Source organism: Phycisphaeraceae bacterium (assembly GCA_019636655.1).
Lineage (GTDB): Bacteria > Planctomycetota > Phycisphaerae > Phycisphaerales > UBA1924 > JAHBXB01.
In genome coordinates, this window is the sequence record JAHBXB010000001.1 from 184,137 (window position 1) to 210,519 (window position 26,383).

Sequence of the window (26,383 nt, forward strand, 5' to 3'; positions counted from 1 at the left end):
GCCGATGCGGCTTGCCGTTGACGTCATGGGGGGCGACCACGCTCCCGATGCGATCCTGAAGGGCTGCCTGGATGCCCTGCCGTCGCTGGGGCCCGATGACCAGTTGGTACTGGTCGGCAACCGGCGCGATATCCAGGAGATCCTCACTGAGCGCGGCGCTACCGACCCGCGGCTGATCGTCGAGCACGCCTCCGAAGTCATCGGGATGGATGAGAGCCCGGTGGACGCCGTCCGGGCCAAGAAGGATTCCTCGCTGGTCCGCATGGCCCTGCTCGGCTCCCGCAAGGCCGAGGTTCCCTGCGACGTCGTCCTCTCCGCAGGGAACACCGGGGCGTGCGTCTCCGCTGCGACCATGCACATGAAGCGACTGCCCGGAGTCCACCGCCCGGGCATCGCCGTGACAATCCCCTCGTTCAAGGGGCCGGTGGTCCTTTGTGATGCCGGGGCCAACCCTGAGCCGCGGGCGACCCACCTTTGGCAGTATGGGATCATGTCCGCCGTATTCTCCCACCAGGTCCTGGGGATCGAGCGGCCGCGCGTGGCCCAGATGAACATCGGGTCGGAAGAGGGCAAGGGCACCGACCTGATCCAGCAGGTCCACGAGCTGTGCAAGGCCACACCCGGGATGAACTACATCGGGTTCATCGAGGGGCGCGACCTGTTCGACGGCGCGGCAGATGTCGTGATTACCGATGGCTTTGTCGGGAACACGCTGCTGAAGATGGCCGAGGGTCTGGCCAAGAGCCTCATCCAGAACATGATCGAGCACGTCTTTGCCGCCGACATGGACCTGGCGCTCCAGCTCGAGCCGGTGATGAAGTCGCTCTACAAGCGGATGGACTACCACGAGTACGGCGGCGCCCCGCTCCTGGGGGTCAATGGCGTCTGCGTCATCGCCCACGGTTCCAGCCAGGCCAAGACGATCAAGTCCGCGATCGCCAACTGCCGGCAGTACGTCAAGTCCGGGTTCAACGATTCCATCATCCAGCGGCTGGCGGAGGTCGAACACATTGCCCGGCACCAGCACCAGGCGGAGCCGGCATGACCACTCCGGCTCCCGCCGCCGCCGGACCTCGCCCGACGCCCGCGGTGCGCGGGGTGGAGCTTCTCGGCACCGGATCGGCCCTCCCGGCTCGCCGGCTGACCAACGTCGACCTCGAGAAGATGATGGACACCTCGGACGAATGGATCGTCCAGCGGACCGGTATCCGGGAACGACGGATCATCAACCGCGAGGCCGGGGAATCCGCTCACTCGCTGAGTGCCGACGCCTTGCGGGCCGCGCTGACCGATGCAAAGATCGGCCCGGAAGAACTCGACCTGGTGATCGTCGCGACAATGACGGCGGAGATGACCTGCCCGCCGACTTCCTGCCGCGTTATTGATTCTGTCGGCGCTGCGAACGCAGGCGCGTTCGACCTTTCCGCCGCGTGCTGCGGCTTTGTCTTCGCGATCAATACCGCTCACGATCTGATCAAGTGCGGTGGGTACCGAACCATCGCGGTGATCGGGTGCGACACGCTCTCGATCAACATGGACTACACGACCGAGGGGCGCAGCACCGCGATCATCTTCGGCGACGCGGCGGGCGCGGCCATCTTCCGCGCGTGCGACGACGCCGGCAAGGGGATCCTCGCTCAGAGCATGCACGCCGATGGTGGGGGATGGAAGGACATCTACGTTCCCCGGTGTGCGCACGATTTCCCGAGCGGAACGGAGCCCGACGCCGCCAAGCACGGCTTTGTGCAGATGAATGGCGCGCAGGTCTTCAAGTTCGCTGTCGGGACCTTCCCTGAGTTGATCGCCGAGACGCTGGCCAAGGCCGCGATCGCCGCCGACAAGGTCGACATGTACGTCTGCCATCAGAGCAACGCACGCATCCTCCAGGCTGCCCGCGACCGATTCGGGCTCCCAGCCGACAAACTCTATATCAACATTGACCGTTACGGGAACACCGTCGCGGCCAGCGTCCCCCTGTGCCTCGATGAACTCCGGCGGGCAGGCCGAGTTCAGGCGGGTCAGCGGGTCATGTTCGTGGCCTTTGGAGGCGGCCTGACGTGGGGAAGCAGCCTCTGGCAGCTCTGAGCGGCGTCGGAATGGCGAGGTCCACCGGATCGCACGCCGGCGCGTGTTCCCCCATATCCTTGTTCCATGGCATCTCCCCGGATTGTGCTGTGTCCCGGTCAGGGCGCCCAAGTGGTCGGCATGGGCAAGGCGTGGTACGACGCCTCGCCCGAGGCGCGGAAGGTCTTCCACACAGCAGATGAACTTCTTGGTGACCGTTTCGGCGCTCCGCTGAGCCTGTTGTGCTTCGAGGGGCCCGTCGAGCGGCTGAATCAGACCGACGCCGCCCAGCCGGCCCTCTATGTTGCCGGTGTGGCCTGCTGGCGAGGGCTGCTGGCACAGTGGCATGCCGGGGGCAACGCGGGCGGCGCCGCCGTCGAGGCCTCTGTCCTCGCGATTGCGGGCCTGAGCCTGGGCGAGTACACGGCCCTGCACCTTGCAGGGGCGTTTTCATTCGAGGACGGGTTGGAACTTGTCGCTGTCCGTGGCCGCGCCATGCAGGATGCGGCCGAGGCGGTTCCCTCCGGGATGGTCGCCCTCATCGGGGCCGATGAGGCCCAGGCAGCGGCTGTCTGCGCCAAGGCTCGCGGGAACGATGTGCTTGTGACGGCGAACTTCAATGCCCCGGGTCAGGTGGTCATCAGCGGGTCCAAGGCGGCTTGCGAGCGGGCCATTGAAGCGGCGGGCACCGTGGGCGTTCGGGCAACCCCCCTCCCCGTCGCCGGGGCGTTCCATTCACCGATCATGGCCCCCGCCGCCGAGCGGCTTGCGCTGGCCCTGAAGAGGACCGCGATTCGTCCTCCCAGGTGCGCGGTGGTATCGAATGTCACTGCTCTTCCGCATGAAGCCGACGGTTCGGGTACCATCGAAGAGTCCATTCGGCGCCGGCTCGTTGAGCAGCTCACGTCCCCGGTGCGGTGGTCGCAGTCGTGCCAGTGGTTGGCTTCCGGGTGGCCGGCCGACAGGGCGGAGTACCACGAGCTCGCGCCGGGCAAGACGCTTGCCGGCCTCATGCGTCGGATCGAGAAGACGATCAAGGTCGCTGCTCACGATGAGCCAGGAGTTGGGAATGCGGTCTGAACGGAAAGGACATCGCGGGTGGGCTGGGGTGTTTGGATTGGCGTTGCTCGCCTCGGTCGCGGTCCTCGCCGGCTGTCCCGCCAAGAAGGCGCCACCCCCGCCGCCGCCCCCGCCGGCCCCTCCGCCGGCTCCTCCGCCGCTGACCCTTGGCACGTTGGCGCAGGACATGCAGGCCGACCCGCGTGTGCAGTTTGCTGACAACGTCGAGGTCTTCGACGAGGCCTTCGCGCGGAGCGTGGTGTCACTGGCCGATGCGATCGCTCGGGGCAGCGCCTCGGGCCTCCGCTCCATGGTCACGCCCTCCACATCGGGTGTGCTCTCGATGCTCGAGACCAGCGGCGATTGGTCCGCTGAGACCGGCAAACTCGAGGCCGTGCGGATCGTCTACATCGGGGCGCCTCCCAGTTCCGACCTCGGTCTTCCTCCCCCCGGCTCGCTGCCCGAGGTCAGCCAGGCCGAGATGATGAAGCTCGCCGAGAAGATGCAGGGCGCCATGGCGTCCCTCAACCTCACCCAGGAGGACATGATGCGGATTGCGGCCGCGGGACCCAACGCGCCGCAGGTCATCGAGGAGATGAAGGGCGAGGGCAAGTTCACAGACGAGCAGATGCAGAAGTTTCAGGACGCTGTGAGCGAAGCCCTTCCTGCCGCGATGACCGGCGGGCGATCCGATTTCGTCCCTGAGCGCGCGGTCGTCCTCGCCATGCAGGATCCCGCTGGGGCCTATCTGCTCGGCTGGTTCAGCAAGTCGTCGGGGGACGACTTTGTCTGGACCGGGGCGCCGAGTGCATCCCTCACGCGGCCGCGGGCTTCCGACTTCGATTCCATCGGTCTCGCCGCGTTCTCTTCCGAACAGGCGGCGGCGTGGAAGCCGACTGAGCGGTCTGTCGGCAGCGGTGATGAGGCCTCGACGGATCCGGCGGCCGGTGTGCCGGTGCCGACGGATGAAGCCCCGAAGGGACCGAGGAAGAAGAGCACCCCGGCCGGGCCGGTCACCATTCCAGGTGGTTGACGGTGCGTGGCGTTGCGGTCCGAATGAAAGGCCATAACGGTCCTCCAGGAAGGTAAGAGACATTGACTCAGCCCACACCCGCCCGCCGCGTCGCCGTTGTGACAGGGGCCTCGAGAGGAATTGGAAAAGCGATCGCGTTGCGTCTGGCCCGTGACGGCCGTCACGTCGCGATGATCGCTCGCACCGAGGGTCCCCTCGAGGACCTTCGAGCTCAGATCGAGTCCGCAGGAGGGGCGGCCACAGCCTACCGCGGTGACATCTCCGACTCGACGGCCTTCGGCGAGCTGGTCGACCGCATCGCCTCCGACCTCGGTCGCATCGACATCCTCGTGAACAACGCCGGCGTCACGCGTGACGGCCTCGCCCTGCGTATGTCCGATGAGGACTGGACCTCGGTGGTCCATACAAACCTGACCAGCGCGTTCGTCGGTATCCGCGCCGCGGCCCGGGCCATGATGCGGGGCCGGTTTGGCCGGATCGTCAACATCTCGTCGACCAGCGGCGTTGTCGGCAACGCCGGTCAGGCCAACTACGCGGCGGCCAAGGCGGGGCTCGCCGGGCTCTCCAAGACCATCGCCAGGGAACTCGGTTCCAAGGGCATCACCTGCAACGTCATCGCCCCGGGGTTTATCGAGACTGACATGACCAAAGACCTGCCACAGCAGATCAAGGATCACGTGATGGCGATCATGGCCGTCAAGCGGTTCGGGTCTGGAGAGGACATCGCCGCGGCGGTCTCGTACGTCACCAGCGACGAGGCAGGCTTCCTGACCGGCCAGGTCATCTGCATCGATGGCGGTATGACCATGTGCTGAGCACTGGTCGCAGTGTTCGCAGGCCATTCGTATATCTGTCCGAACGAAACCGGCGCGCCGGCGGCCCGTACACTTCCGGTGGATCGACAATCCAAACTGGAGGCCCACCATGCGCACGTTCACGTCCATGTTGGCGGCCGGCCTTATGGCGCTCGGTGTGTACGCCCAGGCTCTTGCAGCCGATCCGCCGCTCCCCAACGGCTTGTACACCATCGCACCGAGTTCCAAGTATTTCCAGGGGTGCATCGCGCCCTGCCAGTGCATCGTGGTGTACTTGGACGACCTCCGCGGGTCGTTCGCGCTGCGCTACACGCATTCAGACCCGGTGTTTGACTACTACGACGTCGACCGGGCCGTGCTGGATACGCCGGCTCTGCAATGGCGCTACACCGGTGAGGGCACGCTGCGGATCGGGGGCGAGGTCGCCGTTGTCCAGTCGCTCTCGCTCGACCTTTCGCTCGCAGACAACCCGCCCGCAAACTTCCAGGGTGCCGCGAGCGGCGCACCCGCCGGAACGGTCAGCGTTCAGATTTCCATGAACGACCTTGACTGCTACGACACGCTGTTCACAATCGAGGCTCGACCCTGTCGGGCCGACATCGACCGCAGCGGCGAGGTGACCCCGGCGGACGTCGGGTCGTTTATTCAGGTCTGGATCGCCAGCATCCAAGGCGGCACGCTCGCCGGCGACTACGACGGAAACGGCCAGGTCACGCCAGCCGACGTCGCGGCCTTCGTTTCGTCCTGGCTCGCGGCGATCGAGGGGAACTGCCCGTAGCGACTCGGTCGGCTAGCCTTCGGCAGTTGCCATGCCCTCGCTTACGCTCGCGGCCTTGGCGGCTCGCGGCGAGTCCTTGCCATGGCCGGTCCGCTCGAGGCCGAGGATGATGATCCCGCCGATGATCATCGCCACCGCGAAGCCCTTGCTCGGGGTCATCCGCTCGCCAAGGACAAGCCAGCCGAGCAGCACGGCGGTGGCTGGTGCCATCCCGAACGCGATCGGTCGAAGCAGCGAGATGTCCCCTCCCGGCTTGGAGAGCCCGAGGTAGAAGAAGAACACGCCCGCGAATCCCGCCATCAGCCCGGAGCCGACGATCATCCGGATCCACACGCCGGCCGAGGCCTCCCGCATCCAGTTGGGTGGTTCGCTCTGCCAGAGGTACGTGGCGAGCAGGTACGCTCCCGCCGCGGGCGGCAGCGTTACCGCAGCACGCACGAGCAGCGTTGTCATCGGACCCACCTGGCCCGAGTTGAGAGCCCCCTTGGTCAGAATCTCGCCGACACCCCAGCACAGCCCGGCCACGATCGCAAGCAGTATTGCCGCCATGGCGGCACTGTAGCGAATATCGCGCGAGGGATCAGAAGAAGTCCGCCATCCACGGCGACGTGGAACGGAACACGCTGTCCGCAGCACGGAGGGACGCCTCATCACCCTCGACCAGTCCTGCCAAAGCCGCCTGGCTGGCCGAGTACAACCCCGAGTACATCGCCGCCAGTCCCCGGACGTTCGCGCGGAGCACCGGCCCTGTCGCCTGGTCCGCCCGGTCGACCCGCGCCCGTCCGTCAGCGACGTGGATCGACCAGATACCCTGGTTTTCCGGCAGCAGGTCGTCAGTGACTTCGATGACCGCGCCCGCCACGACACCGGCCGGCCACCCCCGTGCTTCCAAAGCCGCCTTGACGTCGAGGACGCGTGTCATCCAGTAATCCCGCTTCTCCACGCGGTAGTGCCTCGCGCCGATCATCGTCAGTAACGGGTGGATCGGTCCGCACTGGAAGACCACGTCCTCACCCATTGTTGCAAAATCGGCCATGAACGTCAGCAGCCGGCGGCCCGCCGTGGCGTCAAGGAACGCGAGGTCGGAGATGGCCAGATCGTGTCCGCCGGTCTCGGGCTTCCTGGTCTGCGCGAGCCGGACGTAGCCCCGAAGCGTTCCATGGGCATCAAAGCACCCAAAGCCGCTGTAGGCGACCTCGCGGAGTTTCTTGGTTCTGGCCCAGGAGTACTCGCTGCGGTCGAGCATCCCGTCGAATCGCACCGCGAAGCGGCGGTAGCACTCCCGCACCTGTGCCTCGCCATCCGCGACCAGCGGCCGGATGTCGAGCCCGTGCTCAGAAACATCGATCCGGTGGATCGGCACGGTCGCCTGGAACCGGCACCCTGTCTGCTCGTAGCCGACCTGTCGATACAGCGGCTGGGTCGATGCGTACAGCCCGCCGATGGGGAAGCCCTCGCCTCGCATCTCGCGGACGAACTCCCGCATCATCGTCCGGGCAAATCCCTTTCCGCGAGCCTCGGGCGACACAGCGACTCCGGCGACGCCCATCATCCGCACGCTGGCGCCGCCGAAGTACTGCGCCATCGGAACGCGCAGAAGGCAGGCGACGATGAGCCCGCCCGGCGCCCTGAGGACGCGGACGTGCTGCGGCCCGGCTTCTCTCAGCCACTCTTCGCTCTTGTCAACGGGCCCGGCGAACGCGTGGTGGATCAGGCGGGCGACACTGCCCACTTCGCCGTCGCCTGCCAGGGGTCCGTAGGTAGTCTCCGCCATGCGTCCTCGCGTGCTGAGGGGTGGGCCAGTGGGTACTCGCGTTATGCTGTCGTGCTCGCGGCCTCGCGGTCGTCCACCGGGTGAAGGAACGACAGGTGCAGCGCCGCATGGCCAAGGTTGAGCTTTGACCACTCACTCAGCGACATCCGGCCGAATACCGGGCTCGGATGGACCGGTTCTTCACCCCGTTTCATCCGTGCGATCGCGCTCAGAAGTCGCGCCGCGCCCTCCTCGGTCGAGAGCACCTCGATCCCGTACGTTCCTCCCGGCGCACCTGGAATCCGGTATCCGGCGGGGAGCCCGCCACGAAAGACGAATCGCTTCAAGGCCGGACCGACGAGACGCACCAGCCACGGTGCCTTCATCGGAAAGCCCGTGTAGGGGTATTCCATCCAAGCCCCGATGTGACCCAACGTCTGGCCGACGGTCCAGTTGCCCGTGCAGCGAACCCGACCATGGATCGCGGCTGCACGCAGCCGTGTGACCTCTCGCTCAAGCTCCTCGAACGAGGTGAACGACAGCTGTCGCCGGTCTTTGACCTGCTTGGTGTCAATCTGGGTAGTTTGATTCGAGTCCATGGCATGCCATGGTACCGTGGATCAGATGGGTGGTTCTCGCGTCGATGGGGGGCTTAGTGGTTTGCCCGGTGTCCACGACTCGCCGCTCCTTCTCGGCAGATCCGACGAACGCAGCGGGCCGCTTCCGAACATCAGCCAATGCGCGGAGACCCCGAACTCCTCGCACAGTGCCATGACGAACTCGCATGACGGTGAGTCGCCGCGGAGATACCGCCGCAGGGTCTCCGTTGAGACCCCCGTGGCGCGCGCGATCTCCCGGCGGCTCTTGCTCTCGATCAGGGCCGTCATCCTGGTTCGGAATGCCGGCATGGCTGGGAGCGCGCGCAAGGCCGCCACGGCGTCCGACGGGATCGTCGGAGCGCGGGAGGCTGGGGAATCTGTCGTGCTTGTCACTCGCGAATCTCCACCTAGAGGAGATCGCCGGGATCGCCCCCCAGCTTCTCGTACGCGACTTGCAACGCACTCAACAGGTTGTGACGGGAGGTCTCACTCAACTCCGGAGGGGCGTCGAGTGTCATGTAGTACAGCGAGCGGATATTCGCCTTCGTGTTCTCAGCAGAATCGCCCTTGGTTAGGCCAGTAGGTCCGGACCCTGTAAGGCATTTCGCCAACTCGATGGCGGCCTTGTCGATCGTGGTAGAGGAATCAGGCTTTGCGGAGCACTGGTAGTACTGACTGAGCAACAGGATCAGCGCCAGGAAATCGCGGTTCCAGGTTGGATTGGAGACTACCGCTCCGGTGCCAGCGGAAACACTAGTGTCGGGTATCGCGATTGCCGCGGATCCTCGCCCGAATGAGGGAGCGAACCCGACTGCGGCTATTGCCGACAGCCACATGACCGTGGTACCCTGAACTCGATTAGCGCGCATGACAACCTCCGCTCGTGCCTGGGGGAGCGGTCAGCCGATGAGCACCATGCTCTCAGCTGCCAGTGCAGACTCAGGCTGACCCAGAGGTGAAGTCGTGACACGAAAGTGTGGGATTTTCGAGTTTTTTTTCGCTTATCCGGGCGAGCGGCGGAGCGCAGGTGATCGATGATCGGACCCCCGGACACCTCAGTGACCGAGAACACGCGACCCGGCGCCGATGGGCTGGAGTCGTCGCATGCGCCCGCTGCACCGGTGCTTGAACTGCTGCGAAGGATGAGGCTTGGGGATCGCGAGGCCGCGGCGGCCTTTATGGGGCGTCACGCCGTGCTGATCCGGACTCGCTACCGGCACAAGCTCGGGCGGGCGATGCGCCGACTGTTTGATTCACAGGAGCTGCTTTCCACCGTGTCGCGACGGCTCGATCTGTATGTCCGGTCTGGCCGGCTGGAGGCCGCCACCGAGGCGCAACTCTGGGCCCTGGTGTTCCGCATCGCTGACAACTCGCTGGCCGACAAGGTCAGGATCTTCCGCCGCCTCCGCGACACCGAAGGGGAAGACTCCGAGTTCGCTCGGGGCCTTGCCGATCGCATCAAGCAGCACGATCGATCACCCGAGGGTTCCGAGGAGGAAATTGATCGCCTGCTGCGATCGCTCGCCTCGGCTACCGATCGGGAGATCCTGTCGCAGTGGCTCGGTGGGTCGTCGCTGGCGGAAATCGCCGATTCGATGGGGCTCTCCCCCGAGGCCGCGCGCAAGCGCTGGCAGCGCATCCGCGAGTTGCTGAAAGCCCAACTCCAAGAGCACGCCGCATGATCCGGACGAGCGAGGTGCTCGTGGCCGAGATCCGTCGGTTGCACCGCGAACGGCGATCGGTTGACCTTGGCGCGTACTTCCGCCAGCAATCCGGCCTTGATGATCAGGCTATTGCAGATGTGATCGACGCCGATGGGCACGCACGAATCGGCCGGAACGAACCGGTCTTGATCGATCTCTATCTCCGCTCTGTCGATGGGCTGGTGGAGATGCCCGCGTCGCTCGATACCGCGATCGAGATCGCGATCCAGTCCATGCTGGCGCAGGGGATGACCCAGGCGCAGGCTGTGGCGAGGCTCCGCCGGGACCACCCCGACCTGGAGGACGCGATCCAGACCGCCGCGGCTCTGCGGCAAGCGCTCTGGTCCACCAGTGAGATCTCTCGAAGAGTCCCGCGACCCGCCGCTCGAACATTGCCGACAGACTTCGGTCCTGTGCTCGCCACCGGCGAGCGGCGATACGACCTGCGGGAGCGCATCGGAACAGGCGCCCATGGCAGCGTATACGCCGCGGTGGACCGCAACCTCTCCGAGGACGGACACACGGCTTGGGTCGCGATCAAGATCCTGCACGCCGCGCCGTTTGAGACTGAGGTTGAGGAGGCGACCAAGGCCCGTCGCATCGATCACCCCAACGTTGTCCGCGTGATCGACCGGGGCATCACTGACGACGGCGAGCACTACATTGTTTACGAGTACGTCAAAGGAGCCCGGCTCGGTAGCGGCGGGGCCGCGGGCTCGGCGCCGATGGATCAGCGGCGAGCCGCATCGCTCGTCGCCAGCATTGCCCGCGGCGTCCAGGCGGCGCATTCTGTCGGCATCGTTCATTGCGATCTCAAGCCTGCGAATGTGCTGGTCAGCGATGAGGGCGTCGTCCGGGTGACCGATTTCGGCATCGCTGCAAGGGTCGACGACGATTCAGATCAGGGTGCGCCTGGCGCTGACCGTGAACTCAAGGGAACTCTCGCCTTCATCGCCCCCGAGCAGTACCGGCAGGAGGAGGGCGCTCGGACCCCGCCGGCTGACGTGTACGCCCTCGGCGGCTTGCTCTACTGGCTGCTAACGGCTCGATTGCCAAATGGGGAGTCGGTGAATGAGGTCTCCACCAACCTCGGAGGGTCGAACGGCCGCACCGCCGCGCCCTCACCGCGGGCCGTGCGACCCGGGGTCGATGCCGCCCTCGATGCAATCTGCCGGCGAGCTCTCGCTCCTCTACCCGCTGAGCGGTATGGCTCTGCCGATGTCTTGTGTCGTGACCTCGATGCATGGTTGCATCATGAACCGATCGGCTGGACGCATCCGACGTTCGCAAGGCGGGCGACGCTGTTCCTTCGCCGCCAACCGGTCATTGCGGGCATGGCCGTTCTCCTGGCCGCCGCGCTGGTCGCTCTTGGCGCGTACGCGGCCGTGCTCTCGCAGCGTGCGGCGAGGCAGCGCACCGAGCAGGCTCTGGCCGCTTCGGAACAAGCGCTCGCCGCCTCCGAAGAGCAGCGCCGAGAGATGCAGGCGCTGCAGGATCGAGGACGGGAGGCCATCCGCGCAACGTTTGCGGTGATGAGGGCGACGGACCCGGACAAGCTCGAAGCGGGCTGGCTTCCGACCGTGACGATTATGGAATCGATGCTTGGGCCGCTCCTGGTTGGGCTGGGGGAGGACAACGAGAGCCGCTGGAACCGTCGTGTTGAGATCGTCAGGCGGATCCTCTCTGAGGCCGAATCCAAGGGGCAGGGCCGTTCACTCGAGTCGCTCACATGGCAGACGGCACAGGTGTACTGGCTGTTGCAGACAGGGTCGTTCAACGAGGCGGAATCCGTTGGCATGGATTTGCAGGCCAAGATCGCTGAGGTGCTCGCCCCCGATGATCCCTGGCATGGCCGGGTCGCGGTCATTATGGCCTGCGTCCGCGCCCAGCGGCTCATGGCGGCCAAGTACGATAAATCGATGCCGGCCGAAGCCAAGGAGCAGCTCCGCACCCAGTGCGAGATCATCGAGACAATCGCCGAGCCCGTCGCGGGTCCCTACCACCCCGACCCACTCAAGAGGGCTGCCCTCAAGACGCTCGCCGAGGCATACCGGGCCAAGTTCCTCCGCGATCCTGAGCGGCTCCAGTCGGTCCAGAACCGCCTCCAAGACGTCGACAAATAAGCCACGGCTGGATCGGGACGCTACTATGCGGCCTTCCGGCCCCGTCGTCTAGCCTGGTCTAGGACATCACCCTTTCAAGGTGGTAACATGGGTTCGAATCCCATCGGGGTCATTTGCTGTCAGGCATTCTTTGGGGAGCGTGCCTGAAGCTATCCACCCTCCTTGCGCCGGTGTTGCTTGTCTATGCGGCCTGCTCGAAGGCGCTGGCCAGCAGGTCATTCGCTGCGGAAATGATTTGTACGACCGGAGTCGGTGTGCTCAGGCATCGACAGGGGCGTTCCGCCATCGTCTGGTCGTGAAGCCGGAGCTTGCCTGAGGGCGAGAACAACACCATCGGAAGTCGCTGGACACCCGCCTCGTGCTCCGCGGTCGCGAGCAAGCGCGAGACCTCTTCTCGCTCTTTGGGTGAAGCCAGGTGCACCACAGCGATGGTCGGTGGTGCATCATCCAACGATGGACCAGCGAGCTCCGTGCAGAAAATCCTGTAGGCATCCAGCTCGGGCAAAGCGCTCACATAGAGAGGGCGGAACGGCCCGATCAGCGCAGCGCGGTATTGCTCGACGACCCTCGGCCATGCGGCCGCGTGAGAGTTCGACAATAAGGCAAACTTCGTGTCATCGGTCTGCTGCTTCGCCGTGGCCTCGATCTGCCGGATCGTTGCGGATTCAACCCCAAGGGAGCGGCACAGGTCCTCTGTAGGCGAGATGGTGTCGTTCCCGCTTCCCCCGAGCATCATCGCGTGCGCCATTCGATCGGCAAGGATCAGCCTGAGCACCTCTACCTGCTGTTGGGGGGCCCGTGATTTGACATCATCGGGTGGCATGTGGTGGAGCACGATCGGGGTGACGAGGTCCTTGGGGAATCGCCACGCCTGCAGGACCCGATCCATCGCGTCGGCGTGATTCAGCTGGAGCATCAGTGACTCGGCCCGCTCGAGGGGCACGCCCGTGGCCCGCGCGGATTCCAGAACCTGAACATACATCTCACCGAGTCGTTCCGCGAAGATGACGCGTCCAAGGTCGTGGAGCAGCCCTGCCGTAAATGCCGCATCGGGCTCCCTGTGTTTGAGCGCGTGCGCGAGCATCGCTCCGATGAGACCGCACGCGATCGAGTGCTCCCAGAAGAGCGGCGTGCTCAGGTGTCGCTCGAACGCCAGCGAGCCGAACCGTTCTACGACGCCGATGTTGAGCACGGCCTGACGGATGCTCTCGATCCCGATCCGCATGACGGCCTTCGGTACGGTGTCAACCCGATCACCCCTGGAGTAGACCGCGGAGTTGGCAAGCCGCAGGATCTTGAGAGCGATCGTGTGATCCTGGCTTACCGCCTTGGCCACCTGCTCCATCGAGCAGTTGTCGCTCGCAGTGATTGAGAGCACCTGGGAGACCGTCGGAGAAAAGCCCGACAGTTCCTTGTCCGCCTGGATTGCCTTCAACAACTCAGATCGGGTCATCAGGGGGCCGGAGGCTCGGGCCGAGGGTTTGGAAGAACCCGGCGTGTGCGCGGAGACGGGCTGTACGCTGGATGGAGGTCGCGCAACTGTCCCTGGCAATGGATCAGCGGTGCGAGCATCATCGGTGATCTTGGTAGCGAGTGGTGACGGTGTACCGGTCGTCACCTGGGACGCCTGGGCGGCGTGATCCCCCGTGGCGCCCGTCATCGCGTGCTCATCCATTGCTTTGTGCACCCTCTCAAGCATCTCCTTGAGCGAGAACTGAGACTTGAGAAGATAGCCGGCGATGCCGAGTTTCATCGCATCGACAACCCGGGCCCGATCGGATTCGGCCGAGAGGATGATTACCGTGGTCAGTCTCGATACGGGATCGTCACGAATCCGGCGGAGCGTGCTCAGCCCGTCCATGACGGGCATGCCCAGATCGAGCAGGACGAGGTCCGGTCGGTGATTCGAAATCGCCGCGAGCGCCTCGTGGCCATTCGATGCCGTGATGACCGTGAAGCCGTTGGCGCGCAGCACCGCCTCGATCGGCTCGCGATAGATGGGCATGTCGTCCACGACGAGAACACGCTTCATAAAACCCGGGACTCCAGTAATACGGCATCACGATGTCGGGCACTAGGGTGTTTCATCGGTTCTATAAACCAGCCTGCTCAGATGCTCTTTGATCCACAGACACTGGCAATGTGTTATCGGCCGCGGTGGAGCTCGTCGTTGCCCGGGGCGAAGGCGGCAGTTTGATACCTTCGCGGTGATCGGCTTCCATCACGCGACTTGGCTGACCGATAAGCGTTGGGTAGCCCAGATGGCCTACGCCCGGGAGTGCCAGTCCATGCGCGACCACAACGAGTCGTCTCGACATCCTGGTTGGCGCCTGGTCTTGAGTCGAACTAGATCGGCGGTGAGCGCGATGGGTTCGTCTGGTGTCACGGTCTGGGGGCTGCGCCTGGCTGGGTGTGCGATGATTGGATGGGGGGTCTGGTGGGCAACACGCCCGGTCGACCGTGACGCTCTTGATCGTTCATCCGCGGCAGCAGTTCTGATGGACATGGGCGGCTCCGTACGGGCGGATATTGCACGCGTCGTGGAGCCGGCCATCGAGCGTACGCGGAAGCTGGCCTCCGACCCCGTAGTGATCGATGCGATCCGGCGTGGAGACAGCGAAGCCCAGACCCGTGCGTGCAACAGCGCGATCAAGTCATCGACGGAAATCGATGCGATCGCTCTCTTTGACATGGACGGACACATCGCAGCCATCAACACGGTGTACGAGTCGGGCAAGCCTATCGCCCGAGATCGTATCGATCGGATCATGGGTCAGAGCTTCGCCAGTCGAGACATTATTCAGAAGTGCGTTCGGAATACCTCGGATGACCAGGTGCTCGAGTTCCAGACCACCTGCGATATCACTCCGGCGTTCTTTGATTCCAGCGGACTCTCCATCGCGTGTTCGGTCCCGGTCCGCGATCCGCGAACCGGTGCCAAGCTCGGCGTTGCAAGCTCGCGGCTTCGTTTCGAACGACTCACGGATCTCATCCGCGGCAGGTCGATCGGAGGCAAAGTCGCCTCTCTGGAGTTCGTGACCGATCGCGGCGAGTATTTCTCTGAAGAGATCAACTCGGGGCATGCAACGCCGCCGGTTCCGGTGAGTGTATTGGCCGGTATTGTGGCGCCACTGGTCGGGGGTGGATCCGATTACTCCCTTACCAAGCACGCGGGGGGGTACCTCTGCCTGTTTCGCCTTCAGGACTTCGAGACACTTGAGGGAGGCGGGATTCAGGTTCTGCTGCAGGCTAATGAAAAGTGGTTGACGGGTGAGATCCGGCAGTCGCAGGCGTTCACCGCGGTCGGGCTGATTGGCGCCGGGATACTCCTGTTGATGATGGCATCGATCATCCGGAACGTCGCCGCTCTTCGGATCAGCGAGAAGACCGCTGTGGCGGAGCGGACGGCCGCGCAATCCGCGCTGGCCGAACTCTCCGCTCACAAAGCCGCGCTCGATCAGCACGCCCTGGTGTCGGTCATGGATGCATCGGGGAAGTTCGTCGATGTCAACGATGCGCTCTGTCGGACCAGCGGATATGAACGAAAGGACCTCATCGGCAAGAGTCACCGTATGCTCGGCTCCGATGTCCATGACGAGGACTTCTGGCGTCAACTCTGGCGGGCGATCGAAGCAGGCGGGGCATGGCACGGCGAGATCTGCCACGAGTCCCGGGACGAATCCCCATATTGGGTGCAGGCAACCATTGTGCCGTTCAAGGATGGCAGCGGGAAGATTGCAAAGTATGTCACGATCTGCACCGACCTGACCGAGCGAAAGCGAGCCGAGGCAGAGCGTGACCGTGCCAACCGTGCTGAAGCGGCTAACCAAGCCAAGAGCGAGTTCCTGGCCAACATGAGCCACGAGATCCGTACGCCGTTGAATGGCGTCATTGGTCTGCTGGACCTTTTGCTTGGCTCAGAGCTGACCCCCGACCAGCGACGGTACGGGAAACTGGCCAAGACCTCGGCCGCGCTCCTCACCAGCGTCATCGGTGACATTCTCGACTTGTCCAAGATCGAGGCAGGACGGCTTGAGATGTGCCCGTGTGACTTCAATCTCCACGATACTGTGGAGGAGATCGTCGACATGATGGCGCAGCCGGCCTCCCGGAAGGGGCTGGAAACGGCGTGTCACATCAGCCCCGACGTGCCGGTTGTGGTTCGCGCCGACTCCGAACGACTGCGGCAGGTTATCGTCAACCTCGTCAACAATGCCGTCAAGTTCACCGAGCAGGGGTCGGTCGTGATCCGTGTCACGCCTGAAACGCGCGCCGACGGAAGCGCGAAGGTCCGGTTTACCGTTACGGACACCGGAATCGGAATCCCGTCCGATCGAATGCACCGTCTCTTCAGGGCCTTCTCGCAGGCTGACACCTCGACAACGAGGGTCTACGGCGGAACCGGCCTTGGGCTTGTCATTTCCAAGCAGATCGTGGAGTTAATGGGGGGGGAGATCGGTGTCGAGAGCGAAGCCGGGCACGGTTCGACCTTCTGGTTCACGATTACGTTCGAGCTCCCATCGCAGGCGGCCGTTCCCCCACCAGCCCCTCGCTTGGATCCCTGCCCCATCCGGGTTCTTGCCGTCGATGACAGCCAGGTCCAGCGAGACATGCTGCGAGAGCAGATCGGCTCCTGGGGCATCGAGGCCGCGACCGCGGCAGACGGCGACGAGGCGCTTCGCATGCTCATCGAAAGTGCCTCGTCGTCCGAGCCGTTTCGTGTCGCCATTGTCGACCGCGACATGCCGGGCATGGATGGCTTCGACCTGGCGATGGCCATCCGATCCCGACGGGATGTCCGCGGCACCGCGCTGATGATTGTGCTCTCACCCGAAGACGAGATCGATCCGAAGCGCCTGCGGGACATGGGCTTCGCCGGTCACATGACCAAGCCGATCCGGCAATCGCAGCTCTTTGATGCAATTATGGATACAGTCGCGGCGGCGGATAGGTACCCAACCCCTCAAGCGTCGCTTCCCAAGATGCCGCCTCCTGCCGCGGCGCCATCGCGGTTGCAAGGCCTGCACATCCTGGTGGCCGAGGATAACGAGGTGAACCAGATCGTGGTCCGCGAGGTCCTCGCGAGGTCCGGCCATCACTGCGACATCGTCCCCGACGGTCGCCAAGCGGCCGAGGCTGTCAAGCGAGGTCGGTACGACCTGGTGCTGATGGACTGCCAGATGCCCGTCATGGATGGCTTCGAGGCGACGCGTGAGATACGTCTCCGCGAGCAGGAAGAGCAGATCGCGGGCCAAGCCCGGCAAGGGTTGCCGATCATCGCGCTGACGGCAAATGCCATGAAAGGCGACCGCGAGCGCTGCCTCGAAGCCGGGATGACCGCCTACGCGACCAAGCCCATCAATCCGAAGGAACTGCTGCAGACCATTGAGCATGCGATGGGCGTCAATTCAGCCGTGTCCGAAGCGGCATAGGAGGGTTCCATGACTCGCAGTGAGACTTCCGAGCAACCACCAGCACCGCCGCCGCTGGCCATCAAGGAGCTCTCCGAACGGTGCATGGGCAGCGCCGATGTAGCGATGCTTGTCCTCAACATGCTTGAGAAGCAGCTCCGCGGCGACATGCCAGAGATTGAACGGCTCGTGGCCGCACAAGACGCCGCCCTGGTCGCCAAGGCGGCACACGCGTTGAAGGGCGCGGCCGGGGCGGCTGCGGCGCCTGCGCTCCATGATCTGGCGGCCAAGATCGAGATGATGGCCAAGGGCAACCAACTTGCTCTGCTTAGTGAGATCATGGTTCGGCTTCGAGCCGAAGTGGAGCGGTGCATCGGATATCTGCCGGCTGCACGCGAATCACTTCGGGGATGCGCGGGGGGCGAGCCGCTGCCAAAGGAGCAGCGTCCATGAAGGTGCTTGTCGCCGACGACAACGAGATTTCGCTGGCATTGCTTGAGGCAACGCTGACCCGCGCTGGATACCAGGTGGAGACCGCCCGGGATGGCATCGAGGCCTTGGAGCGGGTGCGGACCGGTGGGTGCCGCCTGGTCGTGTCGGACTGGGAGATGCCCGGCCTCAGCGGCCCCGAGCTGTGCAAGGCAATCCGGACGGATGACCTCCCGGGTTATGTGTACGTTATTCTCGTGACCGCGCACGATACGCCCCAGGAGACGGTCGAGGGCCTCTCTGCCGGCGCCGACGACTTTGTCGCAAAGCCATTTAATCCATCGGTGTTGATTGCCCGGGTGCGGACGGGGCAGCGGATCGTTGCGCTCGAGACGCGCGAGGTCGCCATCTTTGCGATGGCAAAGCTCGCCGAGTCCCGCGATCCCGAGACGGGCGCCCACCTGGAGCGGGTACGCAGTTACTGCAGGGTGCTGGCCCGGGAGCTCGCTTCCTCAGCGAAGTTCGAGGCCGAGGTCGACGACGAGTTTGTCCGTCTGATCTACTTGACCAGCCCGCTTCACGACATCGGAAAGGTCGGTATTCCAGACAGCGTGCTGCTCAAGGCAGGCCGGCTGAGCGATCGCGAGTTCGAGATTATGAAAATGCACGCTATGCTCGGGGCCCAGACGCTGGACTCGGCGCTGCGTGCATTCCCTGGAGTCAAGTTTCTGGAGATGGCCCGAGACATCGCCGCGACCCACCATGAGCGATGGGATGGATCGGGGTATCCCGAGGGGCTGGCCGGCCCGGAAATCCCACTCTGCGGACGCATCGTTGCGCTGGCCGATGTCTACGACGCGCTGACCTCCAAGCGGGTGTACAAGGCCGCATTCACCCATGAAATCGCTCGTTCGATGATCATCCGTGAGTCGGGGATCCACTTTGACCCTGAAGTGGTCGAGGCCTTCGTTCGCGCCGAAGACCAGTTTGTGGACATCCGCGCTCGCTACGCAGAGCCCCAGGCGCTGGCGGCGTGATTGGCTTCGATCTCGGGACGCGACTTGCGTCCAAAATGCAAGGGTGTCGCGGTTTGGTAATCTGGGGGGCTTGAGCGCCGTGCCGGAATCTCCCGGCATCCGCTCAAAGGGATGCCCACATGAAACGCCCGACAGGTGACCTAGCCAACGGTGAACGCCAAGTTTTGCTTTGGCAGATCGTTGCTCGCGCTCTCGCTGCCGGCGTTGGACTCACCGGCGCCGTGGTGCTCCTCGGTTGGTTGTTCAACGCAGAAGTGATCAAGGCGGTCCTTCCCGGCCGAGTCAGCATGAACCCCGCGACCGCGATCTCCTTCGTCGCGTCAGCGCTGGCCCTTTGGCTCGTTGCAGCGGCTGCGCCGAGGCAGGCCGCAATCCGTGTTGCGAGGGTGCTCGCCGCCCTGATCGTGCTTGTCAGCCTGCTGCGTCTTGCCGGCTCGCTCACCGCTTGGGACCCAGGAATCGATCGAATCCTCTTCTCATCGCGGCTGGATACGTCCCCCCTTGGTCCCAACCGCATGGCTCCTCACACCGCCACGGCATTCCTCTTTTCTGGCGGAACGGTGCTGCTGCTCACATTCCCATCAGTCGTGTGCAGCATCGCCGCGATGTCTCTGGGGGTCGTCGTCGCCCTTCTCGGTGCCCTTGCCTTAGTCGGGCACGCCAACGGCGTGATCACCATGTTCGGGGTGTCGGCATCAATCGGGATGGCACTGCACACATCCGTAGCGTTCATCGTCATGGCGGCGGGCTTTCTGCCTGTTGCCTGGGCTCGACTTGCAGCGCCGGTGGCTCAGGGCGGAGTCGATCCGGGCGGCCAAGGTGTTGAAGATCGGTCCAGCGATCGACTGAGTCTCGCGGGCTTTGCGGTTGCCTGCGCCGTCATGACTGTGGTCGGAGTAACGACGTTCGCGAGCATTCGACACTTTCTCGATGACAAGAACCTGGAGAGTCGTGCGAGAGAAGTACTTTCAAATGAAAGAAAACTGGCTTTTGCTCTTGCGAATGTTGAATCGTGCGTACGTGCATATATTATTACGGGAGCTGAGACGGCGCTTGATCCTTACCAAGACGCACTTCTGCAGGTCGATCAGGAGCGCAGCCGTCTCCACAGCATGATTGCGGACGATCCGCTGCGACGACCATTCTTGGATTCACTGGAGCCACTCGTTGTCGAGAAGCTCTTGTGGACGCATCAGAACATCGTGATTCGTCGAAATGAAGGGTTCGGGCCCGCGAGCGCCCGCGTCGCCACGGGGACTGGACAGCGGCTGATGGGCGAGATCCTCGCCGTTCTCTCGGCGATGGAAGAGCACGAGAATGCCCTGCTCGAACAGCGCTCCGCAGCCGCGGACGCCGGAGGGACTGCAACCGTCACTGTGGTGTCGATCGGCAGTTTTCTCGGTGTTGCGACCGTCGGCCTTTCCGGTCTGCTTATTCGGCGGGACATCGTCAGACGGCGTGCGACCGAGCGGGAACTGCTTCGTGCCAAGATGGCGGCGGAGTCGGCCAGCCGTGCCAAGAGCGAGTTTGTCGCCCACATGAGCCATGAGATTCGCACGCCACTCAACGGCGTGATCGGCATGACCGACCTGCTGCTGGGAACCGGCCTTTCCGACCAGCAGCGCCGCTTCTGCCAGCTCGCCAAGTCATCCGCAGAATCCCTGACCACCGTGATCAACGACATCCTGGATTTCTCCAAGATCGAGGCGGGGAAACTCGAGATCGTCGCCAGTGATTTCAATCTGTACAACGCTGTCGAAGATGTCATGGATGTCATGGCACAGCGGGCGTCCAAGAAAGGGCTGGAGATGGCATGCCATATCCACCCGAGCGTGCCGACCATGGTTCGTGGCGATGGCGATCGGCTCCGGCAGATCCTGATCAACCTGGTCAACAACGCCACCAAGTTCACGGAGCGTGGAGCCGTTGTTGTTCGGGTATCGCTTGATTCTGGGCAGACCGACCGCGTCACCATCCGTTTCACTGTGACCGACACCGGAGTCGGGATTCCGAGGGATCGCATCGACCGGCTGTTCAGATCCTTCTCTCAGGCCGATGCCTCGACGACTCGCGTTTACGGTGGAACGGGGCTTGGTCTGGTCATCTCCAAGCGGTTGTCGGAGCTCATGGGGGGAACGATCGGTGTGGAGAGCAATCCGGGGAGGGGTTCTACGTTCTGGTTCACCGCGGTCTTTGAACGGATCGGACCGGCCAGCGCTGCCGAGTCGCGCGTGCGGCTGGATCCGAGGACGCTGCGGGTCCTGGCGGTCGATGACAACGATGTTCAGCGGGAGATCCTTCGCGATCAGATCTCAAGTTGGGGCTTGGAAGCCGCTACCGCGCCCGACGGTGAGCAGGCCCTAAGGATGCTCGGCGAAGCCGCGGCGGCCTCGTTGCCGTTCCGTGTTGCGATCGTCGACAGCGACATGCCGGGAATGGACGGATTCGAGCTCGCCACCGCCGTCAGGGCCCGCAACGATATCAAAGAAACCGTTCTCATGATCCTGCTCTCGGCCGAAGCAAGCATCGAGCCCGAGAAGCTCCGGTCTATGGGCTTTTCCGGCCACATGTCCAAACCCGTCCGGCAGTCGCAGCTGTTCAACTCGATCATGGACGCTATCGCCGCGGCCAAGCAGGATCCGGCGCCGGCGATGCCAATACCAAGCGGCACCACGGACGACCTCGTGGAACGACCGGCCAACGCGCCAGCGAAGGCCCGCATCTTGGTGGCAGAGGATAACGAGGTCAACCAGGTCGTCGTTGCTGAACTCCTGTCCAAGTCGGGCTACGCCCGCGACATCGTTCCCGACGGCAAAAAAGCGGTAGAAGCGGCGAAGAGCGGGCAGTACCACTTGGTGTTGATGGACTGTCAGATGCCGGTGATGGACGGTTTCGAGGCCTCCCGCGAGATTCGTCGTCACGAACGATCGGCGCCACTGTGTGCGTCGGGTGGCCGCCTGCCAATTATTGCGCTGACCGCCAACGCGATGAAGGGTGACCGAGAGCAGTGCCTGGATGCGGGAATGGACGACTACGCGAGCAAACCGATCAATCCGGTCGAGTTGCTACGAACGATTGAACGGGCCCTCGCCGCTCAAACGGTTCGGGACGTTACCATTGATGCTGGCTAACAAGCACGGTGGGCCTCGCACATCGATACGTTGGCGAGGCCAGCCGCGAGAGCCGCAAGGCGTGGCTTCACCGATGCGTATCGGCAGCACGCTTATGGACCCATGGTGTAGTCAAAATCGTATGAGTGCCGACCGCCTTCGACAATGATCTTCATGGATCCTCGGAGGCCGGCGAAGCCGTCGGTGCCGGAGTCGGGGACGACACTCACGACGAGGTGCGGCGTGCCGCGGTTCATCGTGCCGGTGTGCTGGAGGACGAATGTTCCGCTCCGGCCCGAGAGCGTGCCCGTGACAATCTCGAGAGCGACATACCCCGCCGAACCGTCAACGGCGGTGCGGGCCGCAAGCATCTGGCCTTTGCTCGTGCCGTTGAGGCCGCCATGGAACCGCTTGTCGATCAGCAGGCGCCCGGGAAGGGTGTGAGCAGGGTCGTCAGGCTGCATCGGCGTCAACTTCACATCGAATGTCCCGGTCGCGTGCTCTGCCACAATCAGGTTCCTCCTCAAGCCGTTCGAACCGAACCTCGTGGGATTGAGATCGACGAATCACCGATGTCAAAGCACTCCTCGCCGTCGGATCTATCCATGAGGGCACCGTTCAGCGGGAATGGAACTGGCAGGAGCCAACAACTCCGATGACTCCAGAGCCCAGCATGATCACGGGTGCGCACGGCATCACTCTTGCTGTCGGCGATGAGTGTTCCACGGCGAGTTTCTGTGCTCGGGTGACGGGCCATCTCGGGCATCATGCGAGTTTTCTACGGCTTAGGATGGGCAGAAGGAAGGTCAGCCCAGAGGCTGCCCAATCGCTGCCGACTTTGACGAATATGTGACCATCTCGTTCGAATCGTGGATACTCGGTCTTGCTGGGTTTGCCGCTCGCCCTCTTCGCAGCCGTCACTGGGTTCTGTCGAAGCGAGATTGCCGACGTAACCCTTGCGCTGGCGGCGGCTTGAACGTTGTTGCCCTGTGCGGGAAGCGAGAGACGCCCTGAGCAAGTCCGGCGACTTCAAGACATCGGCGTTCCGCTGCTCCCTCAGGCCATGCTTGATCAGTTGGCGCAGTCGCCTTTCGGCGTATACACTCAACCCAAAGCATGCGCTCCACATCCTACATCCTTGTCACTTGGCTCTGCCTCGCCTGGTTCGGCTTGGCGGGCACCGTCTTGGCTGGCGGCGTGGTGGTCTGCCGCGACGGCAGCGGCGTCTTACGGCTGGAATGGATGTGCGAGCGGAACACCCACGGCGGGTGTCTTGCGGCGTGCGGCGACGAGGCGGATGACGATCACGATTCACCGACGCCTGTTCCGTGCGACGACACACCTGTTCGGGGCGAGGTCCAGATCACCAAGGCCCCCGCACGGGCGGAACTGGAGCTCGCGGCTCCGCTTCCGGTGGCTGTGGTGGTCGACCCGTGGGGGGAGCGCTTGTCGGCCTTCGCGGTCGCGGTTCGGGTGATCTCCGAGCCGGAGCGGCCGCCGGATCCGATCCGACATATCCGGACAGTTGTCCTCCTCGTCTAGGCAGGTGAGTTCAGCTGGGTGTTCTTGGGGAACCCTCGGCTGACGCCGCGCGCCATGGCTTTGCCGGGCCGCTCCCGCACCTGCGATGAGGAATCCTAATGAAGACTCGCGCCGTTGGCCGCGCGGGATGGAGCGTCAGGCTCCTTCCGTGCACCACCGTGTTCCTTTCCGTTCTGTCGGGGTGCGCCTCCCAGCGACCCGACCCCCGTGCCGAGGAGGCCGCGTCCACCGCGGCGGGGCTGGAAACTGCCATCGCCTTCCGGGCCGAAGGCGGCCCGCTGGACGAGGCGGCCGACATCAACTCGCTGACCCTCGCCGATGCGGTCCAGCGCGCGGTCGCTACCGATCCACGTCTGCACGCGGCCCTTGCCCGGGTCCGCATCGCGATGGCGGATGCGGACCAGGCACGCCTGCTGCCAAACCCGGTCCTGGACTTCGTGCTGCGATGGGGGCCGGGCAAGCCGCAGTTCGAGGTTTCGCTCGCACAGGACCTGATCCAGATCCTGCGGATCCCGAAGCAATCAAGCGCGGCGGACCACCGCTTGCGGCAGGCCGCGGCTGACGCCGTCACGGTGGCGCTGGACACAGTTGTTGAGGTGCAGGAGCGGTACATCGCGGCGCAGGGCCTCGAGCTGCTTCTGCCGCTGCTGCTGGAGCGTCGCGAGCTGCTGGACAAGGTGGTCGCCACCGCGAAGGCAAGGCTCGAAGCCGGCGAGGGGACGCGGAGCGACCTGACGATCCTCGAGGCGGAACGGGTCGAACTAGACGTCGACATCGCGGAGTCGCGGCGGCAACTCAGGGACGATCGACTCCGCCTTGCCCGCCTGATCGGCGAGCCCTCGGGGCCTGCGGCGTGGCCGCTGGAGCCGTGGTCGGCCCCGGCAACCGCCCTCAGCAGCGAGTCGGAGTGGATCGTCGCCGCGCTCGCGAACCGGCCCGAGGTGCAGTCGGTCGCTTGGTCGCTCGCCGCGCTGGGGGATGAGGAGGCGCTGGCGTCGTTCTTCCCTTGGGACGGCGCCGGGTTCGGGTTCGATGCGCAGCGCGATGAAGAGTTCTTCATCGGGCCGTCGATCTCAACGCCGATACCTGTCTTCGACACCGGTCAGGCCAGAAGAGCCCGGGCCAGCGCCGAGCAGATCGAGGCCCGGCACGACCTCACCATGGCCCGACGCATGGTGGTGGAAGAGGTGCGTGTCGCGTACCAGTCGCAGGAGGCAATCGCCGCGAACCTGCGACGGATCCGGTCCGAACTCATCCCGCTGCAGGAGCAGCGTCGCCGGCAGGTGGAAGCGGCGTACCAGGCAGGCCAATCGGACGTGACCCCTCTCTTCCTTGCGGAGCAGGACCTGCGTGCAGCGCGCGCCAGGGGAATCGAAGCCGAGCAGCAGCTTTCCCTCGCGGCCGCGCGCCTGCAGCGGGCCGTCGGCGGCCCGGGCGTGGCGAGATCCGTTGGCCACCCGCAGGACTCCCCATCGTCGGAGCCGCCGATCTCATCATCTTCATCCACACCCACCACAGCGCACACCGCAGCACGCTGAACTCGGCCACAAGCCGGAGGCAACCTCATGCTCGACAGAACACCCCCCACGCATCAACACCAGGCTCCTCGTGCATCGATCGTCGCGGTGCTGATCTCGCTCTCGCTTCTGGGGTCGCTCGCTTCATGCAAGGACTCCACGCCGAGCGCGGGAGCCACTACCCCGAGGACCGCCCATGAATCCCGAGACCACGGCCACGGCGACCACGACGAGCACGCGGACGAGGTTGTCCTGACCTCCGAGGCGATCGACCGCTACGGCATCGCGGTCGGCGAGGCTCAACTGTGGATCCTGCGGTCCACCTTCGTCGCCCCGGCCCGCATCGCCTTCAACACGGAGGCGATGGCCCACGTCGGCTCGCTGGTCCGCGGCCGGGCCGTCGAGATCAGCGCGAGGCTCGGCGACCAGGTCAAGAAGGGCGACCCGCTGGTGATCGTCGAGAGCCCCGAACTGGGCCAGGCCCAGGCCGACCTTCTGCTCAAGCGCGCGGCGGTGGAGACGGCGCTCCCCCAGGTGGAACTCGCTAGGGCCGCGTGGGACCGCGCCCGGGGTCTGCTGGAGCACTCCCAGGGCATCTCCCTCACCGAGGTTCAGCGGCGAGAAGCCGAGTACAAGGCGACAGTCGCGGGCGTGAAGGCCGCGGAGGCCACCGCGGTCGCCGCCGAGAACGAACTGCACCTGCTGGGGATGGACCAGAGTGCGATCGATGAGTTGGTCGCATCGGGCGAGGTGCGGCCCCGGTACACCGTCCGCGCCGCCATCGACGGCCGGGTTGTACAACGCGAGATCACCCTGGGCGAACTGGTGAGCCCCGATCGTGAGTCGCTGATGGTCCTGGCGGACACCTCGATGCTCTGGGTGCTGGCGGATGTGCCGGAGTCACGGCTGCCATCGATCGCCGTGGGCGGAAAGGCTTGGGTCTCGGCCGGCCATGCCGCCGCGGGGCCGGGGGAGGGAGCCGCGGCGCGGTTCGAGGGGCAGATCTCGTACGTCTCGCCGCTGGTCGATCCGACCACCCGAACCGCGCAGGTCCGCATCGAGATCCCCAGCGAAGCACTGGGGGCAGCCGCGATCCGGCCGGGCATGTTTGCGCAGGTCGAGATTGTCGCCGCGCCGCCGGACGGCAACGAACCGCCGCCCCGCGTCGCCGTCCCGCAGGGCGCGGTCCAGCAGGTCGAGGGCGGGCCCGCGGTGTTCGTTCCGGTCCCGGGTGAACCCAACACGTTTCAGAAGCGGGCGCTGACCGTCGGCCCGACCGTCGGCGGGCTGGTGCCCGTGTTCGCAGGGCTGGTCGAGGGTGAGAAGTTCGCGGAGTCGGGTTCGTTCATCCTCAAGGCCGAACTCGGCAAGGGCTCCGCGGCCCACGAGCACTGAATCGCTCGCCGATGC

22 protein-coding genes and 1 tRNA gene are annotated in these 26,383 nt (G+C 64.7%); 16 read left to right on the plus strand and 7 right to left on the minus strand.

The window, feature by feature from the left end; translation table 11 throughout:
• Positions 1–4 precede the first annotated feature (4 nt).
• The 6 genes from plsX (at position 5) to KF745_00860 (ending at position 5,749) form a co-directional block, all read left to right on the plus strand.
• On the plus strand, positions 5–1,045 hold the full coding sequence (plsX, locus tag KF745_00835; protein ID MBX3356950.1) for a phosphate acyltransferase PlsX: 1,041 nt from the start codon (positions 5–7) through the stop codon (positions 1,043–1,045).
• Positions 1,042–2,085, plus strand: coding sequence for a ketoacyl-ACP synthase III (locus tag KF745_00840; GenBank protein MBX3356951.1), 1,044 nt, complete (start codon positions 1,042–1,044; stop codon positions 2,083–2,085). Before plsX ends, KF745_00840 begins: the two co-directional genes overlap by 4 nt.
• A gap of 66 nt (positions 2,086–2,151) precedes the next feature.
• Positions 2,152–3,144 carry an ACP S-malonyltransferase gene (locus KF745_00845; GenBank protein ID MBX3356952.1) on the plus strand — a complete coding sequence of 331 codons (993 nt, stop codon included), beginning with the start codon at positions 2,152–2,154 and terminating at the stop codon, positions 3,142–3,144.
• On the plus strand, positions 3,134–4,156 hold the full coding sequence (locus KF745_00850; protein ID MBX3356953.1) for a hypothetical protein: 1,023 nt from the start codon (positions 3,134–3,136) through the stop codon (positions 4,154–4,156). The genes KF745_00845 and KF745_00850 overlap by 11 nt, the downstream gene beginning before the upstream one ends.
• 62 nt (positions 4,157–4,218) lie before the next feature.
• A complete protein-coding gene (gene fabG, locus KF745_00855; GenBank protein MBX3356954.1) occupies positions 4,219–4,971 on the plus strand; it encodes a 3-oxoacyl-[acyl-carrier-protein] reductase in 753 nt (250 codons plus the stop codon).
• Between the two features lie 109 nt (positions 4,972–5,080).
• Positions 5,081–5,749, plus strand: a complete 669-nt coding sequence (locus KF745_00860; GenBank protein ID MBX3356955.1) for a hypothetical protein — start codon at positions 5,081–5,083, stop codon at positions 5,747–5,749.
• Between the two features lie 12 nt (positions 5,750–5,761).
• Here KF745_00860 and KF745_00865 read toward each other — a convergent pair whose 3' ends face one another.
• Genes KF745_00865 through KF745_00885 form a run of 5 tightly spaced genes read right to left on the minus strand, consistent with a single transcriptional unit; the run spans position 5,762 to position 8,970 of the window.
• Complete coding sequence (locus KF745_00865; GenBank protein MBX3356956.1) at positions 5,762–6,298, minus strand: DMT family transporter; 537 nt, start codon at positions 6,296–6,298, stop codon at positions 5,762–5,764.
• Between the two features lie 31 nt (positions 6,299–6,329).
• Positions 6,330–7,523: a GNAT family N-acetyltransferase gene (locus KF745_00870; GenBank protein ID MBX3356957.1), complete on the minus strand. Its 1,194-nt coding sequence runs from the start codon at positions 7,521–7,523 to the stop codon at positions 6,330–6,332.
• A gap of 41 nt (positions 7,524–7,564) precedes the next feature.
• A complete protein-coding gene (locus KF745_00875; GenBank protein MBX3356958.1) occupies positions 7,565–8,101 on the minus strand; it encodes a DUF1569 domain-containing protein in 537 nt (178 codons plus the stop codon).
• A 21-nt stretch (positions 8,102–8,122) separates the two neighbouring features.
• On the minus strand, positions 8,123–8,494 hold the full coding sequence (locus KF745_00880) for a helix-turn-helix transcriptional regulator (GenBank protein MBX3356959.1): 372 nt from the start codon (positions 8,492–8,494) through the stop codon (positions 8,123–8,125).
• Positions 8,495–8,508: 14 nt separating this feature from the next.
• Positions 8,509–8,970 (minus strand): hypothetical protein, encoded by a 462-nt coding sequence (locus KF745_00885; GenBank protein MBX3356960.1) that lies wholly within the window; start codon positions 8,968–8,970, stop codon positions 8,509–8,511.
• 165 nt (positions 8,971–9,135) lie between these two features.
• Here KF745_00885 and KF745_00890 point away from each other — a divergent pair, with 165 nt between their 5' ends.
• From KF745_00890 to KF745_00900, 3 genes are all read left to right on the plus strand, one after another.
• Positions 9,136–9,783, plus strand: a complete 648-nt coding sequence (locus KF745_00890; protein MBX3356961.1) for a hypothetical protein — start codon at positions 9,136–9,138, stop codon at positions 9,781–9,783.
• On the plus strand, positions 9,780–11,927 hold the full coding sequence (locus KF745_00895; protein MBX3356962.1) for a serine/threonine protein kinase: 2,148 nt from the start codon (positions 9,780–9,782) through the stop codon (positions 11,925–11,927). The genes KF745_00890 and KF745_00895 overlap by 4 nt, the downstream gene beginning before the upstream one ends.
• 37 nt (positions 11,928–11,964) lie before the next feature.
• Positions 11,965–12,039, plus strand: a tRNA-Glu gene (locus tag KF745_00900).
• Between the two features lie 69 nt (positions 12,040–12,108).
• Here the strand turns inward: KF745_00900 and KF745_00905 are convergent.
• Positions 12,109–13,959 (minus strand): response regulator, encoded by a 1,851-nt coding sequence (locus KF745_00905; GenBank protein ID MBX3356963.1) that lies wholly within the window; start codon positions 13,957–13,959, stop codon positions 12,109–12,111.
• Positions 13,960–14,293: 334 nt separating this feature from the next.
• Here KF745_00905 and KF745_00910 point away from each other — a divergent pair, with 334 nt between their 5' ends.
• From KF745_00910 to KF745_00925, 4 genes are all read left to right on the plus strand, one after another.
• A complete protein-coding gene (locus tag KF745_00910; protein MBX3356964.1) occupies positions 14,294–17,359 on the plus strand; it encodes a response regulator in 3,066 nt (1,021 codons plus the stop codon).
• Between the two features lie 9 nt (positions 17,360–17,368).
• Complete coding sequence (locus tag KF745_00915) at positions 17,369–17,791, plus strand: Hpt domain-containing protein (GenBank protein MBX3356965.1); 423 nt, start codon at positions 17,369–17,371, stop codon at positions 17,789–17,791.
• The gene (locus KF745_00920; protein MBX3356966.1) at positions 17,788–18,804 is read left to right on the plus strand and encodes a response regulator; all 1,017 of its coding nucleotides are present in this window, start codon (positions 17,788–17,790) and stop codon (positions 18,802–18,804) included. The genes KF745_00915 and KF745_00920 overlap by 4 nt, the downstream gene beginning before the upstream one ends.
• 119 nt (positions 18,805–18,923) lie before the next feature.
• The gene (locus KF745_00925; protein MBX3356967.1) at positions 18,924–21,935 is read left to right on the plus strand and encodes a response regulator; all 3,012 of its coding nucleotides are present in this window, start codon (positions 18,924–18,926) and stop codon (positions 21,933–21,935) included.
• A 92-nt stretch (positions 21,936–22,027) separates the two neighbouring features.
• On the opposite strand, the gene KF745_00930 is transcribed toward KF745_00925, so the two are convergent.
• Positions 22,028–22,423 (minus strand): DUF3224 domain-containing protein, encoded by a 396-nt coding sequence (locus KF745_00930; protein MBX3356968.1) that lies wholly within the window; start codon positions 22,421–22,423, stop codon positions 22,028–22,030.
• 607 nt (positions 22,424–23,030) lie between these two features.
• On the opposite strand from KF745_00930, the gene KF745_00935 reads away from it, so the two are divergent.
• The 3 genes from KF745_00935 (at position 23,031) to KF745_00945 (ending at position 26,368) form a co-directional block, all read left to right on the plus strand.
• Positions 23,031–23,456 carry a hypothetical protein gene (locus KF745_00935; protein MBX3356969.1) on the plus strand — a complete coding sequence of 142 codons (426 nt, stop codon included), beginning with the start codon at positions 23,031–23,033 and terminating at the stop codon, positions 23,454–23,456.
• 98 nt (positions 23,457–23,554) lie between these two features.
• Positions 23,555–24,994 (plus strand): TolC family protein, encoded by a 1,440-nt coding sequence (locus KF745_00940; protein ID MBX3356970.1) that lies wholly within the window; start codon positions 23,555–23,557, stop codon positions 24,992–24,994.
• Positions 24,995–25,021: 27 nt separating this feature from the next.
• Positions 25,022–26,368, plus strand: coding sequence for an efflux RND transporter periplasmic adaptor subunit (locus KF745_00945; GenBank protein ID MBX3356971.1), 1,347 nt, complete (start codon positions 25,022–25,024; stop codon positions 26,366–26,368).
• Positions 26,369–26,383 lie beyond the last annotated feature (15 nt).

Bases quoted from the DNA above. Each gene is read 5' to 3' on its own strand.
- KF745_00875 (MBX3356958.1), bottom strand. From the start codon at position 8,101: ATGGACTCGAATCAAACTACCCAGATTGACACCAAGCAGGTCAAAGAC.
- KF745_00895 (MBX3356962.1), top strand. From the start codon at position 9,780: ATGATCCGGACGAGCGAGGTGCTCGTGGCCGAGATCCGTCGGTTGCAC.
- KF745_00845 (MBX3356952.1), top strand. From the start codon at position 2,152: ATGGCATCTCCCCGGATTGTGCTGTGTCCCGGTCAGGGCGCCCAAGTG.
- KF745_00945 (MBX3356971.1), top strand. From the start codon at position 25,022: ATGCTCGACAGAACACCCCCCACGCATCAACACCAGGCTCCTCGTGCA.
- KF745_00910 (MBX3356964.1), top strand. From the start codon at position 14,294: ATGGGTTCGTCTGGTGTCACGGTCTGGGGGCTGCGCCTGGCTGGGTGT.
- KF745_00870 (MBX3356957.1), bottom strand. From the start codon at position 7,523: ATGGCGGAGACTACCTACGGACCCCTGGCAGGCGACGGCGAAGTGGGC.
- KF745_00925 (MBX3356967.1), top strand. From the start codon at position 18,924: ATGAAACGCCCGACAGGTGACCTAGCCAACGGTGAACGCCAAGTTTTG.
- plsX (MBX3356950.1), top strand. From the start codon at position 5: ATGCGGCTTGCCGTTGACGTCATGGGGGGCGACCACGCTCCCGATGCG.
- KF745_00890 (MBX3356961.1), top strand. From the start codon at position 9,136: ATGATCGGACCCCCGGACACCTCAGTGACCGAGAACACGCGACCCGGC.
- KF745_00935 (MBX3356969.1), top strand. From the start codon at position 23,031: ATGCGCTCCACATCCTACATCCTTGTCACTTGGCTCTGCCTCGCCTGG.
- KF745_00885 (MBX3356960.1), bottom strand. From the start codon at position 8,970: ATGCGCGCTAATCGAGTTCAGGGTACCACGGTCATGTGGCTGTCGGCA.
- KF745_00920 (MBX3356966.1), top strand. From the start codon at position 17,788: ATGAAGGTGCTTGTCGCCGACGACAACGAGATTTCGCTGGCATTGCTT.
- KF745_00840 (MBX3356951.1), top strand. From the start codon at position 1,042: ATGACCACTCCGGCTCCCGCCGCCGCCGGACCTCGCCCGACGCCCGCG.
- KF745_00915 (MBX3356965.1), top strand. From the start codon at position 17,369: ATGACTCGCAGTGAGACTTCCGAGCAACCACCAGCACCGCCGCCGCTG.
- KF745_00850 (MBX3356953.1), top strand. From the start codon at position 3,134: ATGCGGTCTGAACGGAAAGGACATCGCGGGTGGGCTGGGGTGTTTGGA.
- KF745_00940 (MBX3356970.1), top strand. From the start codon at position 23,555: ATGAAGACTCGCGCCGTTGGCCGCGCGGGATGGAGCGTCAGGCTCCTT.
- KF745_00865 (MBX3356956.1), bottom strand. From the start codon at position 6,298: ATGGCGGCAATACTGCTTGCGATCGTGGCCGGGCTGTGCTGGGGTGTC.
- KF745_00905 (MBX3356963.1), bottom strand. From the start codon at position 13,959: ATGAAGCGTGTTCTCGTCGTGGACGACATGCCCATCTATCGCGAGCCG.
- KF745_00860 (MBX3356955.1), top strand. From the start codon at position 5,081: ATGCGCACGTTCACGTCCATGTTGGCGGCCGGCCTTATGGCGCTCGGT.